Source organism: Mesorhizobium sp. M0140, assembly GCF_040322475.1.
Lineage (GTDB): Bacteria > Pseudomonadota > Alphaproteobacteria > Rhizobiales > Rhizobiaceae > Mesorhizobium.
In genome coordinates, this window is the sequence record NZ_JAMYTM010000005.1 from 21,879 (window position 1) to 45,332 (window position 23,454).

Sequence of the window (23,454 nt, forward strand, 5' to 3'; positions counted from 1 at the left end):
AAATGGCAGACACAAACAATTCGGTTCGGCAGAGCAGCCTGTCCCCGGGCAGCGCGCGATTTCTCGGCGCCTGTCGGCTCGCCGACGACAAATACAGGAACTTGTCATGCGACCAGCCTTCGGCGGCATCGACTTCGGGACTTCGAACTCCACCGTTGGCGTGGTCCGCAACGGGCAGCCGCGGCTCGTCGTGCTTGAGGACGGCCAGGTGACGCTACCCAGTGCCGTATTCTTCAACTTCGAGGACAACCGCACCTGCTTTGGCCGCCACGCCATCGCCAACTACACCGACAGCGTCGAAGGCCGGCTGATGCGTTCTCTGAAGAGCGTGCTCGGCAGTTCGCTGGCCCATGAAAAGACCCGCATCAAATCGCGGTCGATCGGCTTCCTGGAGATCGTCGGCATGTTCCTCGGCCATCTCAAGAAGAGGCTGGAAGCAGATGCCGGCGATACGGTCGAGACCGTCGTGCTTGGCCGGCCGGTGCAATTCGTCGATGACGATGCCGAGGCCGACGCGAAGGCGCAAAGCGAACTCGAGAACGCCGCGCGTGCCCAGGGCTTCAAGCACATCGCTTTCCAGTTCGAGCCGATCGCGGCGGCGCTCGACTACGAGCAGAAGGTGACGCGCGAGGAACTGGCGCTGATAATCGATATGGGCGGCGGCACGTCGGACTTCTCGATCGTGCGCGTTTCACCGCAGCGCTCCCGGTCGCTCGACCGCAAGGACGACATCCTGGCCAGCCGGGGCGTCCACATCGGCGGCACGGATTTCGATCGGCAGCTGAGCATCGCCCATGTGATGCCGCAGCTCGGCTATTTGACGCCAACCAAGGACGGCAAGCGCAATCTGCCGGCAAGCTACTTCATCGATCTGGCGACATGGCAGCGCATCAATCTGGTCTACACCGCCAGGGCGATGACGCATCTGCGCCAGATCCGCTACGAGGCCGAGCGCGCCGACCTGGTCGGCCGTTTCATCCACATCGTCGAACACCGCTATGGACACGCGCTGGCGGCACTCGTCGAGAAGGCCAAGATACAGCTGACCGACAGATCGTCCGCAGATGTCGTGGTGAAGCTGCCGGGTGCGGAGTTCGCCGCCGAAATCACGCGCAACGGGCTGGATGCCACGATCGCCAGGGATATCGAGCGTGTCACAGCAACGGTGGCGCAGACCATCCGTGACGCCCAGGTGAAGCCATCCGACATCACCGCGGTGTTCCTGACTGGCGGATCGACCGCGATCCCGCTGGCCAGACGAGAAATCCTGTCGCTGGTGCCGCAGGCGTCCGTCATCGAAGGCGACATGTTCGGCTCGGTCGGACTTGGGCTGGCGCTAGATGCCCAACGGAAGTTCGGCTGATCAGGGTCCATTGATATTCAGGTGATGCCGGCCTGCAAATGGCTGGTACCTGCGCTTCCGGTGCTCACGTACTTTAAGTACGCTCCGCTCCGGTTCTCGGCGTCAGCCATTTTCGACTCGGCCTGACCTGAATCTCAACGGACCCTATCTTGGCGCGGACCCGTTCATCTCCGTACCCAGATGTGCCTTGAGCGCCATCTGGGCCAGGCTTGCCTGGCGATCGCGATGAGTGATCATGGCGAAGTCGCGTTTCGGCAGTTCGAGCGGCACCGATCTCAGACCGCCTTCGGCCACGGCGCGGGCCACGACAAGCTCCGAAATGATGGTGGCGCCGGCTCCTGCCTCGACCGCCTGGCGGATAGCCTCATTACTCGGCAGCACCAGGAATATCTGGAGGTCGGCGAGCGAAATCCCTTCGTGGCGCGCCAGATCCTCCAGCACCTCGCGCGTACCCGAACCACCCTCGCGGATGATCCAGCGCAGACCCTTGATGTCAGGGCGGCCGGGCGCGACTTCGGGGATCTCCGGATGCGCGCTGGCAACCACCAGCATCAGCCTGTCGACGTCGACCTTGGTGCGGCGCAGTATGTCGGACTCGGTGCGGCCTTCGACCAGGCCGAGATCCGCAGCGCCATCGAGGACATTGGCCTCGACCTGCCTGGTGTTGCCGATGGAGACGCTCAGCCTGACGGCCGGATAGGCTTCGTGGAAGGAAGCCAGCCGGCGCGGCAGCCAGTAGCTGGCGATGGTTTGGCTGGCGGCGATCGAGAGGCTGCCGGTGACGGTCTGTGAGACATGCTCCAGCACATTGCGCGCGGCGGCGGCCCGCTCGAGCACGGCCTTGGCCTCCGGCAGGAACCGGTGGCCGGTCTGGGCAAGCTCGATGTTGCGGCCGACGCGGTTGAACAGATGGACGCCGTGCTGTTCTTCAAGCGCCCGGATGGCGGCCGATGCGGCCGACTGCGAAATGCCCAGCAGTTCCGCCGCCTTGGTCATATGGCCGCGCTCTGCGACGGCGACGAAAATCCGCAACTGGTCCAGGGTCATGTCTGCATTAAGAACCAATATCGATCGAATTTACAAGAACAACTGATTAGACAGATCGATAGCTTTATTCTAAGTTTTCGAACGAAGTTAGAAAAAATTCGCCGAGAGATCGCAGAGAACAGAATGATCGGGCGGTTCAGATCCCTGCTTGCGCATTGGACCCGCGGCATAAGACGGCGGCTGGCCGGCGATCGCTACCACCCGGAAGAGCATTACATGCGCGGCCCCGGACCGAAGACGCGGGCCAAATCCATGGGCCGTACAGGCGCCACCGGATCATGATGCAGGGACCGCCGCGCGGCGCGAATTCGGCACCATCGCAACGCCCGCTTGCCGACACGCGAGCGCCTGACGAAGGCGACGGCGTCGACACCTCGCCTGATGTTTCCGACAGCATCGCCAAGACGACCTGCTACATGTGCGCCTGCCGCTGCGGCATCGATGTGCACATCAAGGATGGCAAGGTCCGCTACATCAACGGCAACAAGGACCACCCGGTCAATCGCGGCGTGATCTGCGGCAAGGGCAGCTCCGGCATCATGCAGCACTACAGCCCGGCAAGGCTGAAGAAGCCATTGCTGCGCACCGGCCCTCGCGGCTCCGGCGAATTCCGCGAGATCGAGTGGGAAGAGGCGTTTTCGATCGCCACCGAACGGCTCTCGGCCATCCGCCGGACCGACCCCAAGAAACTGGCCTTCTTCACCGGCCGCGACCAGTCGCAGTCGCTGACCGGCTGGTGGGCGAGCCAGTTCGGCACGCCGAACTTTGCCGCCCATGGCGGCTTCTGCTCGGTCAACATGGCGGCCGGCGGTCTCTACACGATCGGCGGTTCGTTCTGGGAGTTCGGCGAGCCCGACTGGGACAACACCCGGTATTTCATGCTGTTTGGCGTCGCCGAGGATCACGATTCCAACCCGATCAAGATCGGCCTCGGCAAACTCAAGGCGCGCGGCGCCAAGGTCGTCTCGATCAATCCGTGCCGCACCGGCTACAATGCCATCGCAGACGACTGGATCGGCATCCGGCCCGGCACCGATGGGCTGTTCGTGTTCGCCCTCATCCACGAATTGCTCAAGGCGGGCCGCGTCGATCTCGATTACCTGCTGCGCTACACCAATGCCCATGTTCTCGTCGTGCAGGAGCCGGGTGCCGCCGATGACGGGCTGTTCGTGCGCGACGCCGACGGCAATCCCCTGGCGTGGGACAGGGTTGCGAAGACGCCTGTCGGCGCCACCGATGCCAGTGCGAAACCGGCACTGACGGGCAGCTTCACGATCGGCGGGCGCCACTGCGTCTCGGTGTTCCAGCTCATCGCCGACCGCTACCTCGATGAGAGCTATGCGCCGGATGCGGTCGCCGAGCGCTGCGGCATTGCCGCCGATACGATCCGCAGGATCGCCGCCGAACTTGCGCATGTCGCCTTCGAACAGACGATCGAACTGCCGATCGCGTGGATCGATTGGGCCGGGCGCCGGCACGAGACGATCAAGGGGCGGCCTGTTTCGATGCACGCCATGCGCGGCATCTCGGCCCATTCGAACGGCTTTCACACCTGCCGCGCCATCCATCTCCTCCAGGTGTTGCTGGGCACGGTGGATGTTCCCGGCGGCTTCCGTTTCAAGCCGCCCTACCCCCGCTCCGCTCCGCCCGGTCCCAAGCCAGCCGGCAAGACCGTCAAGCCGATGACGCCGCTTGACGGCATGCCGCTCGGTTTCGTCTGTGGGCCGGACGATTTGCTGGTCGATGAGGCCGGCACGCCGCTTCGCATCGACAAGGCCTATTCCTGGGACGCACCGCTGGCGGCACACGGCCTGATGCACACCGTCATCCGCAATGCCTGGGCCGGCGATCCCTACAAGATCGACACGCTGATGATGTACATGTCGAACATGGCGTGGAATTCCTCGATGAACACCGTTGAGACCATTGCCATGCTGACCGACAGCGACGAAGCGGGCAACTACAAGATTCCCTTCATCATCTATTCCGATGCCTATTATTCCGAGACCGTGCCGTTCGCCGACCTGGTGCTGCCGGATACCACCTATCTCGAGCGGCATGATTGCATCAGCCTGCTCGACCGGCCCATCAGCCATGCCGACGGACCGGGCGACGCCATCCGCTATCCCGTCGTCGAGCCGGACCGCGACGTCAGGCCGTTCCAGTCGGTGCTGATCGAACTCGGCGCCCGGCTCGGCATGCCCGGTTTCGTCGATGAGGACGGCACGGCCAAATACCGCGACTACGCCGACTACATCGTCAATCATGAGCGCACGCCCGGCATCGGCCCGCTCGCCGGCTGGCGCGGCAAGGACGGGACCTCGACCGGCAGGGGCGAGGCCAACCCGGACCAGCTGCAGCGCTACATCGACAATGGCGGCTTCTGGCATCACGATTTCGCCGACGACCAGCGCTACTACAAGATGGCCAACCGCTCCTATCTCGACTTCGCCGAGAGCATGGGCTTTATCCCCAAGGCCGAGCCGATCGTCTTCCAGCTCTACTCCGAACCGCTGCAGCGCTTCCGCCTTGCCGCGCGTGGGCATGGCCCTGTCTTGCCACCAAAGGGTGACCGCCAGCGCATCGAGACCTACATGGACCCGCTGCCCTTCTGGCACATGCCCTTCGAGGAAGCGGCCGTCGACCTGGAAGAATATCCGCTGCATGCGCTGACGCAGAGGCCGATGCACATGTACCATTCCTGGGGCTCGCAGAATGCGTGGCTGCGGCAGATCACCAGCCAGAACCGGCTGTTCGTGCATCACCGGACGGCAGCTGGCCTTGGCCTTGTCGATGACGACTGGGTGTGGATCGAAAGCATCAACGGCAGGGTGAAGGGGCAGATCAAGCTGATCGACGGGGTCAACGAAAGCACGGTCTGGACCTGGAACGCCATCGGCAAGCGGCGCGGCAGCTGGGGGCTGAAGGACGACGCGGCCGAGAGCAACCGTGGCTTCCTGCTCAACCATATCATCGGCGACCAGACCTCGGCTGACGCTCAGGGCAAGCGCTATTCGAATTCCGATCCGGTCACCGGCCAGGCGGCTTGGTTCGACCTGCGCGTGCGCATCGTCAAATGCGCAGCCGAAGAAGCCGGCTTCACCGAGCCGCAATTCGAGCGTTTCCGGCAGCCGCCGCATTTCGAACCCTCACCCGACATCCTTCGCTTCGGTGCCGAATTCCGCAGGGCAAGAGAGGCGACCGAATGACCTGTCTGCCAAGCCAAAGCGGCAAGAAGCTCGGCCTCGTCATCGATCTCGACACCTGCGTCGGCTGCCAGGCCTGCGTCACCGCCTGCAAGGAATGGAACACCGGCGGCCACATGGCACCGCTGACCGACATCGACCCCTATGGCGGCCATGTCGACGGCGTCTGGTTCAACCGCGTGCACGCTTACGAGCACACGACCGAGATGGGCGGGCGCACCGTCAATTTTCCGCGTTCCTGCCTGCATTGCGAGACACCGGCCTGCGTCACCGTCTGCCCGACCGGCGCCTCCTACAAGCGGGCCTCGGACGGCATCGTGCTGATCGACGAGGACAAGTGCATCGGCTGCAAATTGTGCAGCTGGGCCTGTCCCTATGGCGCGCGAGAATTCGATACGGACGTCGGGGTGATGAAGAAGTGCACGCTGTGCGTCGACCGCATCTACAATGACAATCTGGCCGAAGAGGACCGCGTACCGGCCTGCGTCGCCGCCTGCCCGACCAGCGCCCGGCATTTCGGCGATCTCGGCGATCCCCTATCGGCGGTTTCGCAACTGGTGGCGGAGCGTGGCGGCGTCGACCTGATGCCTGAGCTCGGCTATCGCCCGACCAACAAATACCTGCCGCCGCGCGCCCACACCACGCGCGCCGCATCGGTGGCAGCACCCGCACTCGAACCGGTGCGGGCCGAAGGCGGTTTCCTCGGCTGGGTCGACCGCATGCTTTCGAACTGACCCATGCATCCAGCCTTCTCCGTCGTCTTCTTCACCACCGCCACCGGCGCCGGCTATGGACTGCTGGCTCTGCTGGGCATGTTCGGAGGCTTCCAGATCATCCCGCCCGATTTCTGGCTGGGCTTCATCGGCATGGGGCTGGCGCTCGGCTTGATCGTAGCCGGACTGTTGTCCTCGACGGGTCATCTCGGCCGCCCCGAACGCGCCTGGCGGGCCTTCTCGCAGTGGCGCAGTTCCTGGCTGTCGCGCGAAGGCGTTGCCTCGGTCATTACTTTTATCCCGGCGGGACTGTTCGGCATCGGCTGGGTGTTTTTCGGCAGCAGCGGCGGTTGGGTGACGGTGGCCGGATTGCTGACGGCCTGTGGTGCCGTCGTCACCGTCTGCACCACAGGCATGATCTACGCGTCGCTGAAGCCGATCGCCCAATGGCACAGCCGCTATACGCTGCCGGCTTATCTGATCTTTTCGGCGATGACCGGCAGCATGCTTCTGAATGCGCTGCTGCAAGGTTTTGCTGTCGGCTCGAAAATTCTTCTGGTGGCTTCCATGCTCCTGACCTTGCTCGGCTGGAGCTGGAAGCTGGCGACCTGGCGCTACAATGACCGGCTGGAAATTCCGACCACCGCCAACACCGCGACCGGGCTGGCCGGCGGCACGGTGCGGTCGCTGGAATGGCCCCACACCGAGGAGAATTATCTACTCAAGGAAATGGGTTTTCGCATTGCACGCAAACACAGCGCGCGGCTGCGCCAGATCGCACAGGGTCTGGCCTTTGCCTTGCCCGCCCTGCTGCTCGCGGCTGCTTTCGCCCTACCCTGGCCCTTCGCAGCGGCGCTGTCGGTGCTCGCCGTGATCGTGCAGTTCGCCGGCATGTTGGTCGAACGCTGGCTGTTTTTCGCCGAAGCGAAGCACACCGTCACGCTCTACTACGGCGGGTAGGGAACGCCAACATGCCCTCGCAATTGCTGGATGTCAGTTAGTGTTGTCGTAAGTTGTGGCTCGGAAGAATGTGTCGTAGTTCTAGGAACGGCATCTTCCGGATTGGCATAGCAGGCGATGATCCTCACTCCCTTCAATTTAGCGTCGCATCTCGCACGAGGGGTTTGCGTTGCAGGCATTTTGGTTTTTGCCTCCCACGATTTAATAGCAGGCGCGCTCGAAGCCGACGCCGCCTTTGAGGCGAAGAATTATACAGAAGCGTACAAAGAATGGACGGCCCTCGCCTTAGGGGGCGATATCACTGCGCAGTTTAATGTCGGATTTCTGTATTCCAGGGGGCTTGGTGTGCCTCTGGATTATTCCAAGGCTGCCGAATGGTGGGATAAGGCGGCGGATCAGGACATGGCAGTGGCCGAGTTGAATCTTGGTCTTTTGTATTCTTGGGGAAAAGGCGTTCAGCAAGACGATGCGAAAGCGGTGGAACTTTGGCGCGGTGCCGCTGTTCAAGGTTTGGTCGAGGCTCAGCAATATCTTGGATACATGTATTTTCTTGGCAAAGGAGTACCCCAAAGCGGTGCCGATGGGGTTCTTTGGTCGACCAAAGCAGCGGAACAAGGCAACGTTGACGCGCAGGTAAACTTGGCCACTGCCTACCTGACCGGCGAGGCCGTGGATAAAAACGACAAGCTGGCCTTTTATTGGTACGAGAAGGCCGCGCAGCAAAATAACGGCAAAGCGTAGTTCAACTTGGGCGTGATGTACTTGAAAGGCGTTGGTGTCGAGAAGAATATCGAGCTTGCTGTCCAATGGCTGAAACGCTCCGCAGCGCAAGGGCATAATGGTGCGGAAGAGGCGCTCGACCGCATACAGGCAGCATTGAAGAAAACTTGAATTCCATCAAGACTAAGCGGCGACCTCAGCCCGGCCGCAGCATCGAGCCGGAAATGGCAAAGATGCGTTGGGCGCCCAGCATATAAGCCATCAGCGTGTCCAGCCGGAACAGCCCGGCATAGGCGCGGTCGAGCACGTTGAGCGAGCCGGTATAGGCGCCAAAGGCCGGCATGATCATGCGGCCGCCATCGCCGGCAAAGCAGCGGCGCCGCACCGAGCGGCCCTGCTGCACGATGCGGGCGCAGGGATGCAGATGGCCCGCTATTTCGCCTTCGACACGCTGCTTCGACGGCTCATGCCGGAACAGCAGGGAGCCTATAGCAAGTTCACGCACCGTTTCGCCGGGCAGATCGGCTGGAGCTTCCGGATCATGATTGCCGGCAACCCAGAACCATTGCCGGCCTGATATCAGCGCTTCCAGCCGCTCGCGGAAGCTTGCATGCATGCGCTGGGCGCCGCCGCCATCGTGAAAGCTGTCGCCCAGGCTGATGACGATCGAAGGCTGGTAGTCTGATATCACCGCCTGAAGCCGCAGCAAGGTCGCACCGGTGTCGTAGGGCGGGATCAACGTGCCGCGCCGTGCCAGCGACGAACCCTTTTCCAGATGCAGATCGGACACGGCCAGAAGCCGCAGATCCGGAAAATAGAGCACGCCGCGCGGGTCGCAGACAGCGCGCTCGCCGGCGATGCCGACGAGATCGGCCTCGGCGATCAGCGATATGCGCGCCAGCGAAAATTTCATTCCACACTCATTCCCGGCCCCATGGCCTCCTCGACCAATGTCGCCGCATCCATCAAAAGCGTTTCATCGGCTTCGCCATGGACCGGCATCTTGCCGATCTCGAGCATGATCGGCACGGCGAGCGGCGATATCTGTTCGAGTGCCTTATGCACGATTCGACCCTGGATGCGCGAGAGCATGTCGGCAAGTCTGCTGACATCGAGCAGACCGGTCGCTGCGTCGGCGCGTGTTGCCTGCAGCAGAATGTGGTCCGGTTCATGGCTGCGCAGCACATCGTAGATCAGGTCGGTCGAGACCGTGACCTGGCGACCACTCTTTTCTTGGCCCGGATGGCGTTTCTCGATCAACCCCGAAATCAGCGCGCAATTGCGGAAAGTGCGTTTGAGAAGCCAGCTGTCGGCCAGCCAGGCTTCGAGGTCGTCTCCAAGCATGTCCTGGTCGAAAAGCGCGCCAAGCGAAGGCTTCCTGGCTTTGAACATCGCGCCCATGTCGCCCAGTGACCATATCGCCAAAGCATAATCGGTGGCGACGAAGCCGAGCGGCCTGGCTCCTGCTCTGTCAAGGCGGCGGGTGAGCAGCATGCCGAGCGTCTGGTGCGCCAGCCTGCCCTCGAACGGGTAAGCCACCAGATAGTGGCGGTTGCCTCGTGGAAAGGTCTCGATCAGCAGGTCGTCGCGTTTGGGAAGCACCGATTTGTCGGCCTGGTATCGCAGCCAGTCGGCGACCTGCTCGGGCAGCTTCTTCCATCGCTGCGGGTCGTCCAGCATGATGCGGACCTGTTCGGCGAGATAGGTCGAAAGCGGGAACTTGCCGCCGCCATAGTAAGGCACCTTGGCATCGCTGCCGGGCGCGTTCGACACGAAGCATTCATTCTCGCGGATGCCTTCGAAGCGCAGAACCTTGCCGGCGAACATGAAGGTGTCGCCATGCGTCAACGTTTCGAGGAAGGCCTCCTCGATCTTGCCGAGAACCCGGCCGCCGCGCGAAGCCGCACCTTTGCCGCCGGCCTTGATATAGCGCACATTCAGCGCCGGAACCTCGATGATGGTGCCGACATTCAGCCTGTATTGCTGGGCGACGCGCGGATTGGACACCCGCCAGAATCCATCCTTGTTCAGGCGTATGCGGGCGTAGCGCTCGTAATTCTTGAGCGCATAGCCGCCGGTGGCGACAAAATCGATGACGCGGTCGAAAGTCGGCCGGTCGAGGCTGACATAGGGTGCTGCCGTTCGCACTTCCTCGAACAGATCATCGGCACGGAACGGCGCGCCGCAGGCGCAGCCGAGTACATGTTGCGCCAGCACGTCGAGACCGCCATCGATCAAGGGAGGCGTGTCCTGCGCGCCGAGATAGTTGGCGTCGAGGGCGGCCCGGCATTCCAGCACCTCAAAGCGGTTGGCCGGGATGAGGATCGCCTTGGACGGCTCGTCCATGCGGTGGTTGGCGCGGCCGATGCGTTGCGCCAGCCGGCTCGCCCCCTTTGGTGCGCCGACATGCACGACCAGATCGACATCGCCCCAGTCGATGCCGAGGTCGAGCGTCGAGGTGGCGACGATGGCGCGCAGTGCGTTTTCCCCCATCGCCTTTTCGACGCGCCGGCGCTGGGCGACGTCGAGCGAACCGTGATGCAGCGCGATCGGCAACGTATCCTCGTTGACCCGCCACAATTCCTGGAACAGCAGCTCCGCCTGGCTGCGCGTGTTGACGAACAACAGGGTCGTCTTGTGGCGCTTGATCTCTCGGTAGATCTCAGGCGTGGCGTAGCGCGCCGAATGTCCCGCCCATGGCACCCGCTCTTCGGAATCGAGGATAGAAATCTCCGGTTTCGCGCCCCCGGTGACGACGATCAGTTCCGCCATGTCATGGTCTGTCGAACCCTTGGGCGGATTCTGGCTGACCAGCCAGCGCCGCAACTCGTCCGGCTCGGCCACCGTCGCCGACAGCCCGATGGTTTGCAGACCAGGGACAAAGCTGCGCAACCGCGCCAGACCGAGCGCCAGCAGATGTCCGCGTTTCGACGTCACCAGCGAATGCAGTTCGTCGAGCACGACGTAGCGCAGATCCTCGAAGAAACGTTTAGCATCGCCGGCCGCAATCAGTAGCGCCAGTTGCTCGGGCGTGGTCAGCAGGATGTCGGGCGGCACCAGCTTCTGGCGCTGGCGCTTGTGGGCGGGGGTGTCGCCGGTGCGCGTTTCGATGGTGACAGGCAGGCCGATCTCTTCCACCGGCTTGCCGAGATTGCGCTCAATATCGACGGCAAGCGCCTTCAGCGGTGAGATGTAGAGCGTGTGGATACCGCGACGCGCCTGGCCCGGCTTTCTCTTGGGCCTGTTGGCCAGTTCGGTCAGCGAAGGCAGGAATCCGGCCAGCGTCTTGCCGGCACCGGTCGGCGCAATCAGCAGGACTGATTGCCCGGCCTGGGCTTTCGCCAGAAGTTCGATCTGATGGGCGCGCGGCGACCAGCCTTTCTCACCAAACCATCTGATGAATGGTTCGGGCAGGGCCACGGCGGCATTCTGTTCGGCAAGGCGCGGCTGCTCTGTCACCCGCCAGAGGTAGCGCGACGGCGGCTAATCGCCAAGAAGAATCGGAACAAAAGGGGATCGTTCTTCCCTAAGGCCGCCGAAACCCTGTCGGGCTGCCATAGAGATAGCCGATGCGCGCGACGGCGTCTTTCAATCCCTCGTGCGACACCAGCATGGTGTGGCCATTGGCGTGGATCATCGTGTCGGCATCCGTCATGACGGCGACATGGCCCTTCCAGAACACCAGATCGCCGCGTCGCAAGCCTGAGAAATCAGGTCCCGGTTCGAGCGGCTCGCCAAGTGTCGCCGCCTGCATGTCCGAATCGCGCAGCACGTCGCTGCCGGCCATGCGCATCGCCAGTTGCACTAGGCCCGAACAGTCGATGCCGAACCCGGAAGTGCCACCCCAGAGATAGGGCGTGCCGAGAAACGCCTCGGCAACCGCGACATAGTCGGAGCCAGCTTCACTGAGCGGCCGCAGGTGACCTGCGATCAGCGCCTCGCCGGAAGGCAGGACCGCATAATGCGTACCGCGCGTCTCGGCGGCCTCCGTCACTGTCACCGTCGATCCCATCGACAATTGTCCGGCGATCGGAAAGCGCAGATCCGGCCCGGGGTAAAGGAAGGTGCGCGGCACGCAGACGATGTGAGTGGCCGCGTGATCCCGGCCCCCGAGCATCGTGTCGGCGACATAGCCGACATAGCCGTCGCGTTCGGCCTGGACCCAGGCCCAGCCTTCAGCGACATCGAAGACCAGGACATCGTCGCCGAACAGCGCTTGCGTGTTGACGCCGGCATCAGGCCGCGGCGCCTTGCGCATATCGGCCACTGACGCGATGACCCGCGCCGGCCGGCCGGCGACGAAGCGGTCGGCGGCGACCTCGCCCTTCAGCCTTGCATCGGCGAGATCGGAGCGAAAAGCGTGAAGGCGGGCATCCCTGGCGGTCAAATCGAGCACTCTGTTGAAAAGGTAATTCGCTCACATCGGCAGTTCGAGCGCCTTGGCGATGATACCATCGCCGAAGCGCTCGACAAAGAGCGCGCCCTCGACCGTGCGCCTGATCAGAACATTGCGCTTGTCGAGTTCGTCGCGATGGCGCGAGACGAGTTTCAAAGCGCCCATCGTGTCGAGCGCGCGGGTGATCACGGGCTTGGTGACATTGAGGCGCGCGGCGAGCCCGCGCACGGTGTGCGGCGGCGGATCGAGATAGATGGTGAACAGGATTGCCGTCTGGCGCATGGTCAGATCGGGCGCGTCGTCGCGCACCTGCGACAGCATCACCTGCTGCCACAGTCGCAAGGCCTGGCTCGGGCGCATCGCAATCGACATCGCGCCAGCATGACGGCAAATTGTTTCGGTTCCGTTTCAGTCAAAGCGATTGCCGTCTCTCGCCTGCAACCGTCAGCCGTAGCGTTTCGCGATGATCCGCTCCAGCGCGCGGATGCCTTGTGCCTCACCGCCGGCGGGGCCATGCGGACGGTCAGCCGGGTTCCAGGCGAAGATGTCGAAATGCGCCCAGCCCGCGGTTTTTTCGACGAAGCGCTTGAGGAACAGCGCCGCGGTGATCGAGCCGGCGAAACCATCCGGGGTGACATTGTTGATGTCGGCGATCTTCGACGACAATTTTGCATCGTATGGCTGCCACAGCGGCATGCGCCACAGCGGATCCTCGACCGCGACGGAAGCCGCCGCAAGATCGGATGCCAGCATTTCGTCGCCGGTGTAGAACGGCGGCAGATCGGGGCCGAGCGCGACACGGGCAGCCCCGGTCAGCGTCGCCATGTCGATCAGAAGCTGCGGCTCCTCCTCGTCGGCCAGCGCCAGCGCGTCGGCCAGCACCAGCCGCCCCTCGGCATCCGTGTTGCCGATCTCGACAGTGATGCCCTTGCGGCTCGCAAGCACGTCCCCGGGCCGGAAGGCGTTGCCGGCAATCGAATTTTCGACCGCGGGAATGAGCACGCGCAGCCGCACATTCAGCCCGGCAGCCATGATCATCGAGGCAAGGCCAAGGACATTGGCGGCACCGCCCATGTCCTTTTTCATCAGCAGCATGCCGGACGATGGCTTGATGTCGAGACCGCCCGTGTCGAAGCAGACGCCCTTGCCGACCAGCGTTACCTTCGGCGCCCCTTGCTGCCCCCACTGCATATCGATCAGGCGCGGCGCGCCGGCCGACGCACGGCCGACAGCATGGATCATCGGGAAATTCCGGTCGAGGAGATCGTCACCCTTGACCACCGAGACTTCGGCCTTGTGCCTGGCAGCCAGGGTCCGCACCGCCTCCTCCAAATCTTCCGGGCCCATATCGCTGGTCGGCGTGTTGACCAGATCGCGTGTCAGGAAGACGCCATCGGCAATGCGGCGAACGCGCCCGGCATCGACGCCTGCCGGCAGGCCGAAGCGCAGCGCCCTGCCTGACTTCTTGCCGTAACGGGTGAAGACATAGCCGCCGAGCACCAGTGCGGTGGCCGCGAGTTCGGGCTCGACCGGCGCCGAGGCGAAATGCCAGTCGCCTTCCGGCAAGGCCTTCGACAGTGCGCCGAGGGCGAGCGCGCCCTCGCCATCGCCGACGCCGAACAAGGCGCCGCCGAGCGCCCCGTTTTCGCCGGGCACGACCAGCGTCCTGCCTGCCTCGCCGGAAAAGCCGTTGGCCCTGGCCCAGGCGACAGCGGCCGGCGCAAGGCCGGCCGCGTCCAGACCGTCCCTGGCGATCAGATGGACCGGCAGCGCGCCCGGCAATGTCTTCCCGACGAGTTCGACAGGCATGCGATGTTCTCCGTGTGAGTCGCCATTCTTAACCGTCCGTTAGGGTTAACAGAATATTTCTGCGGGAGGGAAGACGGCCACGCAATGGCCGCGCATGAATGGAGGCTTAGGTGGCCATGCCGACCAACCGCAGGATCGATGCCAGGGGAAAACGGCTCATCATCACGGCCCTTGTGCTGGCGCTGGCGGCGGGCGTCGCCGGTTGCGGAACCGACAAGCTCTCCACCGGCTCTATCGCACGCACCGGCGGCAAACCGCTGGAAAGCATGTCGGCCGGGGAACTGCACAATGCCACCGGCGCACTCGGCCAATCCTACGCGAAGAACCCCAACGACAAGCGGATCGCGACGAATTATGCGGCGGCATTGCAGATGGATGGCGACGCCGATCAGTCGCTCGCCGTGATGCGCAAGCTCGCCATCGCTTTCCCCAAGGATCGTGACGTGCTTGCCTCCTATGGCAAGGCGCTGGCCGCCAATGGCCAGTTCGAGGCGGCGCTCGACGCCGTGCGCCGCGCTCAAACACCGGAATATCCCGACTGGAAGCTGGTGTCGGCCGAAGCGGCCATTCTCGACCAGACTGGCCAGAAGGACGATGCACGCCAGCTTTACCGCAAGGCGCTCGACCTCAAGCCGAACGAGCCTTCCGTGCTCTCCAATCTTGGCATGTCGTATGTGCTGGAAGGTGACCTGCGCACCGCCGAAACCTATATGCGCTCGGCCGCGCAGCAGCCGAATGCGGACAGCCGCGTCCGCCAGAACCTGGCACTGGTCGTCGGCCTGCAAGGCCGGTTCGACGAGGCCGAGAAGATCGCCTCGCAGGAGCTCTCGCCCGAACAGGCGCAGGCAAACGTCGCCTATCTCAGGCAGATGTTGGCCCAGCAGAATGCCTGGAGCCAGCTCAAGGACCAGGACAAGCCGAAATCCGCGACCAACTGAGACCACAATCCCGATGCCCAACGAAGAAGCCGCGCTGCATGCGCGGCTTCTTCGTTTGAGGGAATGCAGGAATTTACCTCGCCGCTACTGGGCGTTTGTTGCCGGCGCCGCATGATCGCCGAAGATACCGCGTTGGCTGACCTGAATGCCGGCGGGACCCAAAATGATGGCGAAGAGCACCGGCAGGAAAAACAGGATCATCGGCACGGTAAGTTTTGGCGGCAGGGCGGCCGCCTTCTTCTCGGCCGCATTCATGCGCATGTCGCGGCTTTCGGCGGCAAGCACGCGCAGTGCATGCGCCACCGGCGTGCCGTAACGCTCGGCCTGGACGAGCGCCTGCGACACCGACTTGACCGAATCCAGGCCGGTGCGGCTTGCCAGGTTCTCGTAGGCCTGCTTGCGCTCCGGCAGATAGGAAAGCTCGGCGTTGGTGAGGATGAATTCTTCCGCCAGCGCCACCGATTGCGCACCGATCTCGTCGGCGACCTTGCGCAGTGCCGCTTCCACCGACATGCCCGATTCGACGCAGATCAGCATCAGATCGAGCCCATCCGGCCATGCCATCTGGATCGACTGCTTGCGCTTGGTGGCGCGGTTGTTGACGTAGATGACCGGTGCGTAGAAGCCGCCGTAAGCAACGAGGACGCAGACGAACAGCCTGATGACCAGTGGCTTGTCGGGCAGCCCTCCGAGCACGAAGATGTAGATTGCGGCCAGCGCGAAACCGACAAAAGGAAGCACGAGACGGAAGAAAAGGAACCGCGTCAGCGGATTCTGTCCACGAAAACCGGCCACCTTGAGTTTCTGCAATGTGCTCTCATCGGCGAGCGCGCGTCTCAGATCCAGCCGGTCGACAATGTTGCGCATGCCGATCGACTGTTCCTCGCGCAAGCCCTTGCGACGGCGGTCGGCCTCGACCGCAAGCCGGGCGCGCTGTTGCGCACGCAGTTCGTCGCGTTCCAGCGCAACGGATTTCATGCGTGACTTGAGCTGGTTTCCGCCAAACGCCGGCAGCAAGGTGAGGACGGTCGCAAACACCGCTATCGCGACCAGCATCGCGATCAGGAAGCTCGGATCCGTCAGGGTCTTGATGACTTGCTCGGTCATGCCAGCATCCTAGACTTCGAAGTTCATCATCTTGCGCATCACCAGGATGCCGATCGACATCCAGACCGCAGAGCAACCAAGGATCAGGTTTCCGACGCTGGTGTTGAAGAGCGGCATCAGGTAGGCCGGGCTCGACAGGTAGACGAGAAAGGCGACGATGAAGGGCAGCGCACCGATGATCGCGGCGGACGCCTTCGCTTCCATCGACAGCGCCGCGACCTTGGCTTTCATCTTCTTGCGATCGCGAAGCACGCGCGAAAGATTGCCCAGCGCCTCGGAGAGATTGCCGCCGGCCTGCGATTGAATCTGGATAACGATGCCGAAGAAGCTTGCCTCGGTGCAAGGCATGGTTTCGGGCATGCGCAAGGTCGCGTCGGGGATAGAGAGGCCCATCTGCTGTGAATCGACGATGCGGCGAAACTCGGTCTTCACGGGTTCGGGCGATTCGTTGGCGATCAAGCGCACGGCGTCGTTCAGCGGCAGGCCGGATTTGACCGCGCGCACGATGATGTCGAGCGCGTTTGGAAATTCGTTGAGGAATGCCTTGACCCGGCGGGCGCGACGAAACGTGACGAACCAGCGCGGCAGGCCCAGCCCCCCGGCCAACAGCACGCCCGGCAAGGCGATCAGCGGGGCTCCGGCCACAAAGGCGACCATCGTCAAAACGATGCCGCATATTGCGGAATATATATAGAAACGCTCGATGGTGGTCTTGAGGCCGGCCTGACGAAGCTGGGCTTTCAGCGGCGGTTTCTTGACGCGGCTGTCCTTGGTTTTCTGCTTGGCGTCGAGTTCGTTGAGAGAATCCTGAACCGATTTGCGCCGCTTGGTGGCTTCCGCCACGCGGTCGCGCGAGGCCTTGACGACGGAGCGATCCGTCTCGGCGGTCCTGATCGTTTCGAGCCGCTTGCCGGCCTGTTTCTCGTTGCTGATCCGGGTGAACAGAAATGCATAGGCGACGGCGCCGGCGCTGAAGCCGGCGAGCACGACAAACGCCAGTACTGTGCCGTCAATTCCAAACATTGGCCCGAACCCTTACACCCCAGCATACGTCAGTCAGCGCGTTTCTCCATCGCCTCGAGCGCAATGGCGAGACGCTGCTCCTCGCCGTAATAGCGTGCACGCTCCCAGAAATGCGGACGGCCGATGCCGGTCGATACGTGCTCACCCAGCAGCCGGCCGTTGGCGTCCTCGCCCTTGATGTTGTAGAGGACGATGTCCTGCGTGATGATGACGTCGCCTTCCATCCCGATCACCTCGGTGATGTGGGTGATGCGGCGCGATCCGTCGCGCAAGCGCGCCGCCTGGATGATCACGTCGATGGAGCCGACGACGATTTCGCGCACTGTCTTTTGCGGCAGCGAATAACCGCCCATGGCAATCATGGATTCGATACGGTTCAGGCATTCGCGCGGGCTGTTCGAGTGGATCGTGCCCATCGAGCCGTCATGGCCGGTGTTCATCGCCTGCAGCAGATCGAACACTTCGGGTCCACGCACTTCGCCGACGATGATGCGCTCGGGCCGCATGCGCAGACAGTTCTTGACCAGGTCACGCATCGTCACCTCACCCTCGCCCTCCAGATTGGGCGGGCGGGTTTCGAGGCGTACCACATGCGGCTGCTGCAATTGCAGCTCGGCCGAGTCTTCGCAGGTGATGACGCGCTCCTCGCGGTCGATATAGTTGGTCAAGCAATTGAGCAGCGTCGTCTTGCCCGAACCGGTGCCGCCCGAGATCACGATGTTGCAGCGAACACGGCTGATGATCTTGAGGACTTCGGCGCCCTGCGGCGAGATGGCGCCGAACTTGACCAATTGATCGAGCGTCAGCTTGTCCTTCTTGAATTTGCGGATGGTGAGCGTGGCGCCATCGATGGAGAGTGGCGGCGCGATGACGTTGACGCGGGAGCCGTCGGGAAGGCGCGCGTCGCAGATCGGGCTGGATTCGTCGACGCGGCGGCCAACCTGGCTGACGATGCGCTGGCAGATGTTGAGGAGCTGCTGGTTGTCACGAAAGCGGATGCCGGTCTGTTCGACCTTGCCGTTGACTTCGATGTAGACGTTCCTGGAGCCGTTGACCATGATGTCTGCGATGTCGTCGCGGGCGAGCAGCGGCTCGAGCGGCCCATAACCGAGCACGTCGTTGCAGATGTCCTCGAGCAGCTCTTCCTGCTCGGCGATCGTCATTGCGAAGTTCTTGATCGCGATGATGTCGTTGACGATATCGCGGATTTCCTCGCGCGCGCTTTCAGGATCAAGCTTGGAAAGCTGCGACAGATCGATGGTGTCGATGAGCGCGGAGAAGACCTGGCTCTTGGTATCGTAATAAGTTTCGCTCTTTTCGCGCTGTGCCCGCTTCGGCTCAGGCGCCAATGGCGGTGCCTCGACCGCACGGCGCGCCGGCGGTGCGACAGGCGCGCTTGGCGCCGCCGCGGGCCGGGTCAGAACCGCCGTGTCCATGGAACCTGCAGCCGGCGGCGCAACGGGCGCCGGTGCTGGCTGGCGAAATTCCGGCGTGAACCGGTTGCCGTCGTCGCTGCCTCTTTTACCAAACATGATCGACTACCGATTCCACTGCTGAAGCGTCACTTCTTGTTGCGCGAGAGCTTGCCGAGCAGGCTGCCGAGCCCGGCCTTCTTCTTGATCTTGATTTCGCTGCGCCCGGTCAGCACATGCGCCATTTCGTTGATCATCGCGACGACCGGGTTCTTGGCATCCATTTCGCCAAGCATGCGTCCGTTGTTGGCGGCATTGCCGAACAGCAACGGATCAAAAGCAATGACCGACATTGGCGACAAGCCGAGCGGCTCGGCGAAGTCGGACGGCGAAATCTCCGGGCGCTTCGGCACGCCGGCCTGGTTGATGATCAGCTTGGGCGGCGGATCATTGGGACGAAGCCGCTTGAGCATATCGACGAGGTTCTTGGTGTTGCGCAGATTGGCAAGTTCCGGTGTCGCGGTGATGACGATCTCGTCGGCCTTGACCAGGGTGTTCTTGGTCCAGCCCGTCCAGGCATGGGGGACGTCTAGCACCAGAAGCGGCACGCTGCGCTGGGCGGTGTCGATGAGCTGAACGAAGGCCTCGGGATCGAAATCATAGACCCGTTCGAGCGTCGAAGGTGCTGCCAGCAGCGACAGATGCTCGGCGCACTGGGTCAGCAGCCGGTCGAGATAGACTTCATCGATGCGTTCCGGTGAAAACACCGCCTCGGCGATGCCTTGCGCCGGATCCTGGTCGAAATTCATGTTGGCGGTGCCGAAAGCCAGATCGAGATCGGCGACGACCACTTCGGATTTGAACAGGGAGGACATCGCCCAAGCCACATTGTGGGCGATCGTCGAGGAGCCGACACCGCCCTTGGCGCCGACGAAGGCGATCGAGCGGCCGAGCGGCTCGGCTTCCGGATCGATAAAAATCGACGACACCACGCTGACGATGTCGGCCATCGAGACCGGCGCGATCACATATTCGGAAATGCCGTTGCGGATGAGCTCGCGGTAAAGGCCGACATCATTGTAGTGGCCGATCACCACCACCTTCGACGTCGGATCGCAATATTCCGAAAGCTGGGCGAGTTGTTCCAGCAATTGCTTGGGCTCGCTGCGCGATTCCAGCAGGATCAGGTTGGGCGTCGGCGCCGATTGGTAGAATTCGATGGCGGTGGGGACGCCGCCCATATGGACCTTGAGATGCGCCTTCGTCATGCGGCGGTCCTCGCCGGCGCGCTCGACCGGGTTGGCGACACCCTCGGTCTCGCAGAATGCCTGGATCGAGATGCGCGGGATCGGCCGCAACGCCTGCATCGCGGCGATGTCCTGCTGCGAGGTATCGCTGCCATCCACCGGGGCGTCGTAGGCAAGGTTGCTCATCGTCATGCTCTTTCCCGTGGCCTGTTCTATCCGAGACTGGCGGCTTAGTAGTCTACTTCCGAATTGCCCAGGAACTCATCCGAAATGCCTCTTGCACGGTAGACATCGATCACCGCGCCGCGATTTTCAGCATCGATTGTGGACGGCTTGCGCGGGCCGAGCAGATCGGCCGGGTTGGCCATCTGGGCGGCAAGATTGTTCTGATAGGAGCAGCCGAAGTCGGCATAGTGCTTATTCTCCGACGTATCGACGAGGTCGGCTGGCCAGCGTCCGCATTTGTCGGTCTGCGCCCTCACCGCAACATAAGCGACGCGGACCGGCGAGGATATCTCGCTCGAGGCGGCCTGGTAAGAGGTGACGACAAGCCGGTTGCGCTTGACGCCGCTGGCGATCGCGAGCCGGGCGAAATCACGGGCCGCCGCGGTCGCGGCGACCTCGTTGGCCGATCCGCTCGGGACCTGGATCGTCAGCGTCGGGGCGGCACTTCTGTCATAGCCATCGAGGAAGCCAAGAAGTGTATCGCGCTGAGAGCCGGTCATGCCGCGGTCACCGGCACCAACCGGGAGGTCGATCTTTTGATTCTTCTCGGCGATCACGATCGGATGGTTGGTGCGGTAATCGTCCGGAATGGCGCCGACCGTGATGCTGTCGCGCTGGGCGCAGCCGGCCAGCAGAGCCGCCACCGCAACCGCCAGGACAGGAACGGCTCCCCGGCAGACCCGCGAGCGGCCAAAGCGCATCGCTGCCGCGATGGTGCTTGCCTTCAATGCTGACTGAGACATGTCCGCTTCCCCGCTCACTTGTAGATGAAGCCGACAACGCCGTGGTAGCGGCCGTTGGGCTTGTCTGTCTGCATGGTGCCGTAGACGCGATTGACGCGGCCAAGGAACATGCCGGCGCCATCGCTGGCGGCGTTGAAATTGTCGTCCGGCTTGGCAAGGTCGTTGCGTGCTACCGGCTTCACCAGATAGGGCGTGATGATGATCACGAGCTCGGTCTCGTTGCGCACGAAGTCCCTGCTGCGGAAGAGCGCGCCGAGCACCGGTATCTTTGTCAGTCCGGGCAACCCATTGACGGCTTGCCTGACATCGTCGCGAACCAGGCCGGCGATCATCATGGAGCCGCCTGAGGGCAGTTCCACCGTCGTATCGGCAAGACGCTTGCGCAGCGACAGGGCATTCATTCCGGGACTGGTCACGCCCGAGGAGAGCGATACGGATCCCTCGGTTGTCGGCTCGGAAACCGACGTCCTGACCTTCAGGCTTATGCGGCCGGGAGACAACACCACCGGCTGGAATTCCAGGCCGATGCCGTACTCGATCTTGTCGAGGGTGTAGGTTTTCAGGCCAGTCTGGTTGTCGGAGGATACGTTCTGGGAGACGCTGCTCACCATATTGTATTCACCGCCGACCTTGAAGGTCGCCTTCTCGCCTGATACGGCGGTCAGGGTCGGCTCGGCCAAGGTCTTCATGACCCCGGACTGCTCCATGGCGTTGATATAGGCCTGCAGCCCCGACGCGCCGATCTGGAAGCCCGAATTCGACAGCTGCTTGCCAAGGCCGGTGAAGTTGTCGCTGATCGAGCCGTAGCTGATGCCGTTGCTGCCACCGCTGCCGACCATGTTGACGCCAAGTTGCTTCATCACCGAACGGCTGACTTCGGCGACCGTGACCTTCAGCGTGACCTGGTCGTCGCCAATGATCTGCAGCAGGTTGACGATCTTGCTGGTGCGGCGCTCCTGGTCCGGGTTGTTGATGTCGACACCGCTCTGGGCCGAACCGCCGGCCGCCGTCTGCGAATATTGTCCCGTCGTCGCTTCACCACCCGAAACGAAGATCGTCGCCAGGTCGACCGCGCGTTTTGCGTCCAGCGGCGTGTCGACCGTTCCGGTCAGGACGACGTTGTCGTTGAGCAGTTCCACCTTGATGGTGGACGTCGGCAGGAAGCGCCTGATATAATCCTCAAGGCCGGCAACATCGCGTTCGACAGCCAGGTCCAGGCTGACGATCTGCTCGCCATTCGGGCCGAAGACAAAAATGTTCGTCTCGCCGACCGCCTTGCCGAACAGATAGATGCGCCGCGCGGTGCGGGTCACCGCATCGGCAACTGCCGGGTTGGCAACGAGAATGTCGTAGGCATCGCTCGGCAGGTCGATGACCACAGACTTGTTGAGGCCGAGCTTGACGCGCTGGGTGGCCGTCGATGCCGTGACCTGCGCGTTCTTTGCCTCGACGACGCTGCCTTGCAAATTCGATCCGACGAGCAGCAGGCCGAACGCCGCGGCTACAATTGCCGGCAGTTTACCGCTTAGCCTCATTTCCTTGCTCCCACTTCGGAAACTTCGCCCGACTTGATCAGCCTCACCGTTCCCCTGCGGCCATTGCCGGAAACGAGATAGTCGGCCTCACCCAGATTCTTTTCCTGCGTGTCCGCGACTGCCCGCAGCGCCAGGGTCAGGCGATCCGCCATCTGTTGGGCGACGGTGATGATCTCCGCCTGCTTGGGCGTCAGTTCCAGCGTTGCAGTCTGACCTACCCTGGTCTTCTTGCCTTCCTCGTCCTCCTGAATGGTCTGGTCGATGGCCAGGACGCGGATGTTCTTGAGGATGGTCTCGGTGTTGAAGCCGGCGGCGCCGCTGGCGGCATCGGCCCTGCGGGTCATGATGACGTCGACGAAATCGTTGGGAAGAATGAAGCCGCCGGCCGACGTATCGGCCGAGATGGCCGTGGCGACCGCCCGCATGCCGGAAGGCAGGATCGACGACATGAAGCTCTGCCCCTCGCCGATCAGCTTGGACCGCCGCAGCGGTTCTCCGGCATACATCGCCACACGGGCAACGGAACTCTTCAGCTTGTCCAGTGCCTCGGGCTCGGCGGTGCGGGTGATGATATTCGCGTTGACGCCGTCGGCGGGCCAGGATTGCCAGGCGATGTTGTTTTGGATCGGGCTGCCCATCGGAACGTCGCCTGAAAGCACAAGCACATCCTGGAGTGCCACTGCCGGGGCCTGGGGACCGGAATCGACGACGACCTGGGGCGGCGGTGCCACCATGTTCTTCGCGACATAGCCAGCGCCACCCGCCGCAGCCACCGCCACGCTCAGAATTATCAATCGCGATGCTGGCATTTGTCCGAACCCTTGCCCTGGCAAACCACGTAGCCAAGCCGGACTTTGCAGCGGCAATCGTCAAAACAAGGTTAATGTAATGCTTACGATCGTGATTAATTTAAGGTTTACATAAATTAGCCGGAATGTGGTCTGGACGGCCAAAATGGCCGGGCCGGCCCTGTTGAGAACGGGGTTTCGGCAATGCTGACAGACAATAAA

Annotated in this window: 20 protein-coding genes; 7 read left to right on the forward strand and 13 right to left on the reverse strand. The window is 62.8% G+C overall.

Features of this window, described 5'->3' with window-relative positions:
* The first annotated feature begins 106 nt into the window (after positions 1 to 106).
* Complete coding sequence (locus NKJ37_RS06875; protein WP_352673599.1) at positions 107 to 1,363, forward strand: Hsp70 family protein; 1,257 nt, start codon at positions 107 to 109, stop codon at positions 1,361 to 1,363.
* A gap of 144 nt (positions 1,364 to 1,507) precedes the next feature.
* Here NKJ37_RS06875 and NKJ37_RS06880 read toward each other — a convergent pair whose 3' ends face one another.
* The gene (locus NKJ37_RS06880; RefSeq protein ID WP_352439635.1) at positions 1,508 to 2,410 is read right to left on the reverse strand and encodes a LysR substrate-binding domain-containing protein; all 903 of its coding nucleotides are present in this window, start codon (positions 2,408 to 2,410) and stop codon (positions 1,508 to 1,510) included.
* Between the two features lie 278 nt (positions 2,411 to 2,688).
* On the opposite strand from NKJ37_RS06880, the gene NKJ37_RS06885 reads away from it, so the two are divergent.
* The 5 genes from NKJ37_RS06885 to NKJ37_RS06905 all read left to right on the forward strand — a co-directional run bounded on the left by NKJ37_RS06885 (position 2,689) and on the right by NKJ37_RS06905 (position 8,180).
* Positions 2,689 to 5,619, forward strand: a complete 2,931-nt coding sequence (locus NKJ37_RS06885; RefSeq protein ID WP_352773371.1) for a molybdopterin oxidoreductase family protein — start codon at positions 2,689 to 2,691, stop codon at positions 5,617 to 5,619.
* Positions 5,616 to 6,350 (forward strand): 4Fe-4S dicluster domain-containing protein, encoded by a 735-nt coding sequence (locus NKJ37_RS06890; protein ID WP_023811364.1) that lies wholly within the window; start codon positions 5,616 to 5,618, stop codon positions 6,348 to 6,350. Before NKJ37_RS06885 ends, NKJ37_RS06890 begins: the two co-directional genes overlap by 4 nt.
* 3 nt (positions 6,351 to 6,353) lie before the next feature.
* Positions 6,354 to 7,289, forward strand: coding sequence for a dimethyl sulfoxide reductase anchor subunit family protein (locus NKJ37_RS06895; RefSeq protein WP_352773374.1), 936 nt, complete (start codon positions 6,354 to 6,356; stop codon positions 7,287 to 7,289).
* A 117-nt stretch (positions 7,290 to 7,406) separates the two neighbouring features.
* Positions 7,407 to 8,030 (forward strand): tetratricopeptide repeat protein, encoded by a 624-nt coding sequence (locus tag NKJ37_RS06900; protein ID WP_352773377.1) that lies wholly within the window; start codon positions 7,407 to 7,409, stop codon positions 8,028 to 8,030.
* 12 nt (positions 8,031 to 8,042) lie between these two features.
* Entirely contained in the window at positions 8,043 to 8,180 is a 138-nt protein-coding gene (locus NKJ37_RS06905; RefSeq protein WP_352773530.1) for an SEL1-like repeat protein, read from the forward strand.
* A 25-nt stretch (positions 8,181 to 8,205) separates the two neighbouring features.
* Here the strand turns inward: NKJ37_RS06905 and pdeM are convergent, their stop codons facing one another.
* The 5 genes from pdeM to NKJ37_RS06930 form a co-directional block, all read right to left on the reverse strand.
* Positions 8,206 to 8,922 carry a ligase-associated DNA damage response endonuclease PdeM gene (gene pdeM / locus NKJ37_RS06910; RefSeq protein ID WP_352439639.1) on the reverse strand — a complete coding sequence of 239 codons (717 nt, stop codon included), beginning with the start codon at positions 8,920 to 8,922 and terminating at the stop codon, positions 8,206 to 8,208.
* Positions 8,919 to 11,468, reverse strand: a complete 2,550-nt coding sequence (locus NKJ37_RS06915; protein ID WP_352773381.1) for a ligase-associated DNA damage response DEXH box helicase — start codon at positions 11,466 to 11,468, stop codon at positions 8,919 to 8,921. Before NKJ37_RS06915 ends, pdeM begins: the two co-directional genes overlap by 4 nt.
* A 67-nt stretch (positions 11,469 to 11,535) precedes the next feature.
* Positions 11,536 to 12,396, reverse strand: a complete 861-nt coding sequence (locus tag NKJ37_RS06920) for a C40 family peptidase (RefSeq protein WP_352631063.1) — start codon at positions 12,394 to 12,396, stop codon at positions 11,536 to 11,538.
* A gap of 30 nt (positions 12,397 to 12,426) precedes the next feature.
* Complete coding sequence (locus NKJ37_RS06925) at positions 12,427 to 12,777, reverse strand: MarR family winged helix-turn-helix transcriptional regulator (protein ID WP_013533675.1); 351 nt, start codon at positions 12,775 to 12,777, stop codon at positions 12,427 to 12,429.
* Positions 12,778 to 12,849: 72 nt separating this feature from the next.
* The gene (locus NKJ37_RS06930) at positions 12,850 to 14,214 is read right to left on the reverse strand and encodes a leucyl aminopeptidase family protein (protein WP_352773384.1); all 1,365 of its coding nucleotides are present in this window, start codon (positions 14,212 to 14,214) and stop codon (positions 12,850 to 12,852) included.
* 116 nt (positions 14,215 to 14,330) lie between these two features.
* Between NKJ37_RS06930 and NKJ37_RS06935 the strand changes: the two genes are divergently transcribed.
* Positions 14,331 to 15,152: a tetratricopeptide repeat protein gene (locus tag NKJ37_RS06935; protein ID WP_127295366.1), complete on the forward strand. Its 822-nt coding sequence runs from the start codon at positions 14,331 to 14,333 to the stop codon at positions 15,150 to 15,152.
* 84 nt (positions 15,153 to 15,236) lie between these two features.
* On the opposite strand, the gene NKJ37_RS06940 is transcribed toward NKJ37_RS06935, so the two are convergent.
* The 7 genes from NKJ37_RS06940 to cpaB are packed head-to-tail and all read right to left on the reverse strand — an operon-like array spanning position 15,237 to position 23,253.
* Positions 15,237 to 16,259: a type II secretion system F family protein gene (locus NKJ37_RS06940; RefSeq protein WP_023811371.1), complete on the reverse strand. Its 1,023-nt coding sequence runs from the start codon at positions 16,257 to 16,259 to the stop codon at positions 15,237 to 15,239.
* Between the two features lie 9 nt (positions 16,260 to 16,268).
* On the reverse strand, positions 16,269 to 17,282 hold the full coding sequence (locus NKJ37_RS06945) for a type II secretion system F family protein (RefSeq protein WP_352439644.1): 1,014 nt from the start codon (positions 17,280 to 17,282) through the stop codon (positions 16,269 to 16,271).
* A gap of 29 nt (positions 17,283 to 17,311) precedes the next feature.
* Entirely contained in the window at positions 17,312 to 18,814 is a 1,503-nt protein-coding gene (locus NKJ37_RS06950; RefSeq protein WP_352439645.1) for a TadA family conjugal transfer-associated ATPase, read from the reverse strand.
* 29 nt (positions 18,815 to 18,843) lie between these two features.
* Complete coding sequence (locus NKJ37_RS06955; protein WP_032909185.1) at positions 18,844 to 20,133, reverse strand: CpaE/TadZ family protein; 1,290 nt, start codon at positions 20,131 to 20,133, stop codon at positions 18,844 to 18,846.
* Between the two features lie 38 nt (positions 20,134 to 20,171).
* Positions 20,172 to 20,909: a CpaD family pilus assembly protein gene (locus NKJ37_RS06960; RefSeq protein WP_352439646.1), complete on the reverse strand. Its 738-nt coding sequence runs from the start codon at positions 20,907 to 20,909 to the stop codon at positions 20,172 to 20,174.
* A gap of 14 nt (positions 20,910 to 20,923) precedes the next feature.
* Positions 20,924 to 22,444 carry a type II and III secretion system protein family protein gene (locus NKJ37_RS06965; RefSeq protein ID WP_023811376.1) on the reverse strand — a complete coding sequence of 507 codons (1,521 nt, stop codon included), beginning with the start codon at positions 22,442 to 22,444 and terminating at the stop codon, positions 20,924 to 20,926.
* Complete coding sequence (gene cpaB, locus NKJ37_RS06970) at positions 22,441 to 23,253, reverse strand: Flp pilus assembly protein CpaB (RefSeq protein ID WP_352773387.1); 813 nt, start codon at positions 23,251 to 23,253, stop codon at positions 22,441 to 22,443. The genes NKJ37_RS06965 and cpaB overlap by 4 nt, the downstream gene beginning before the upstream one ends.
* Positions 23,254 to 23,454 lie beyond the last annotated feature (201 nt).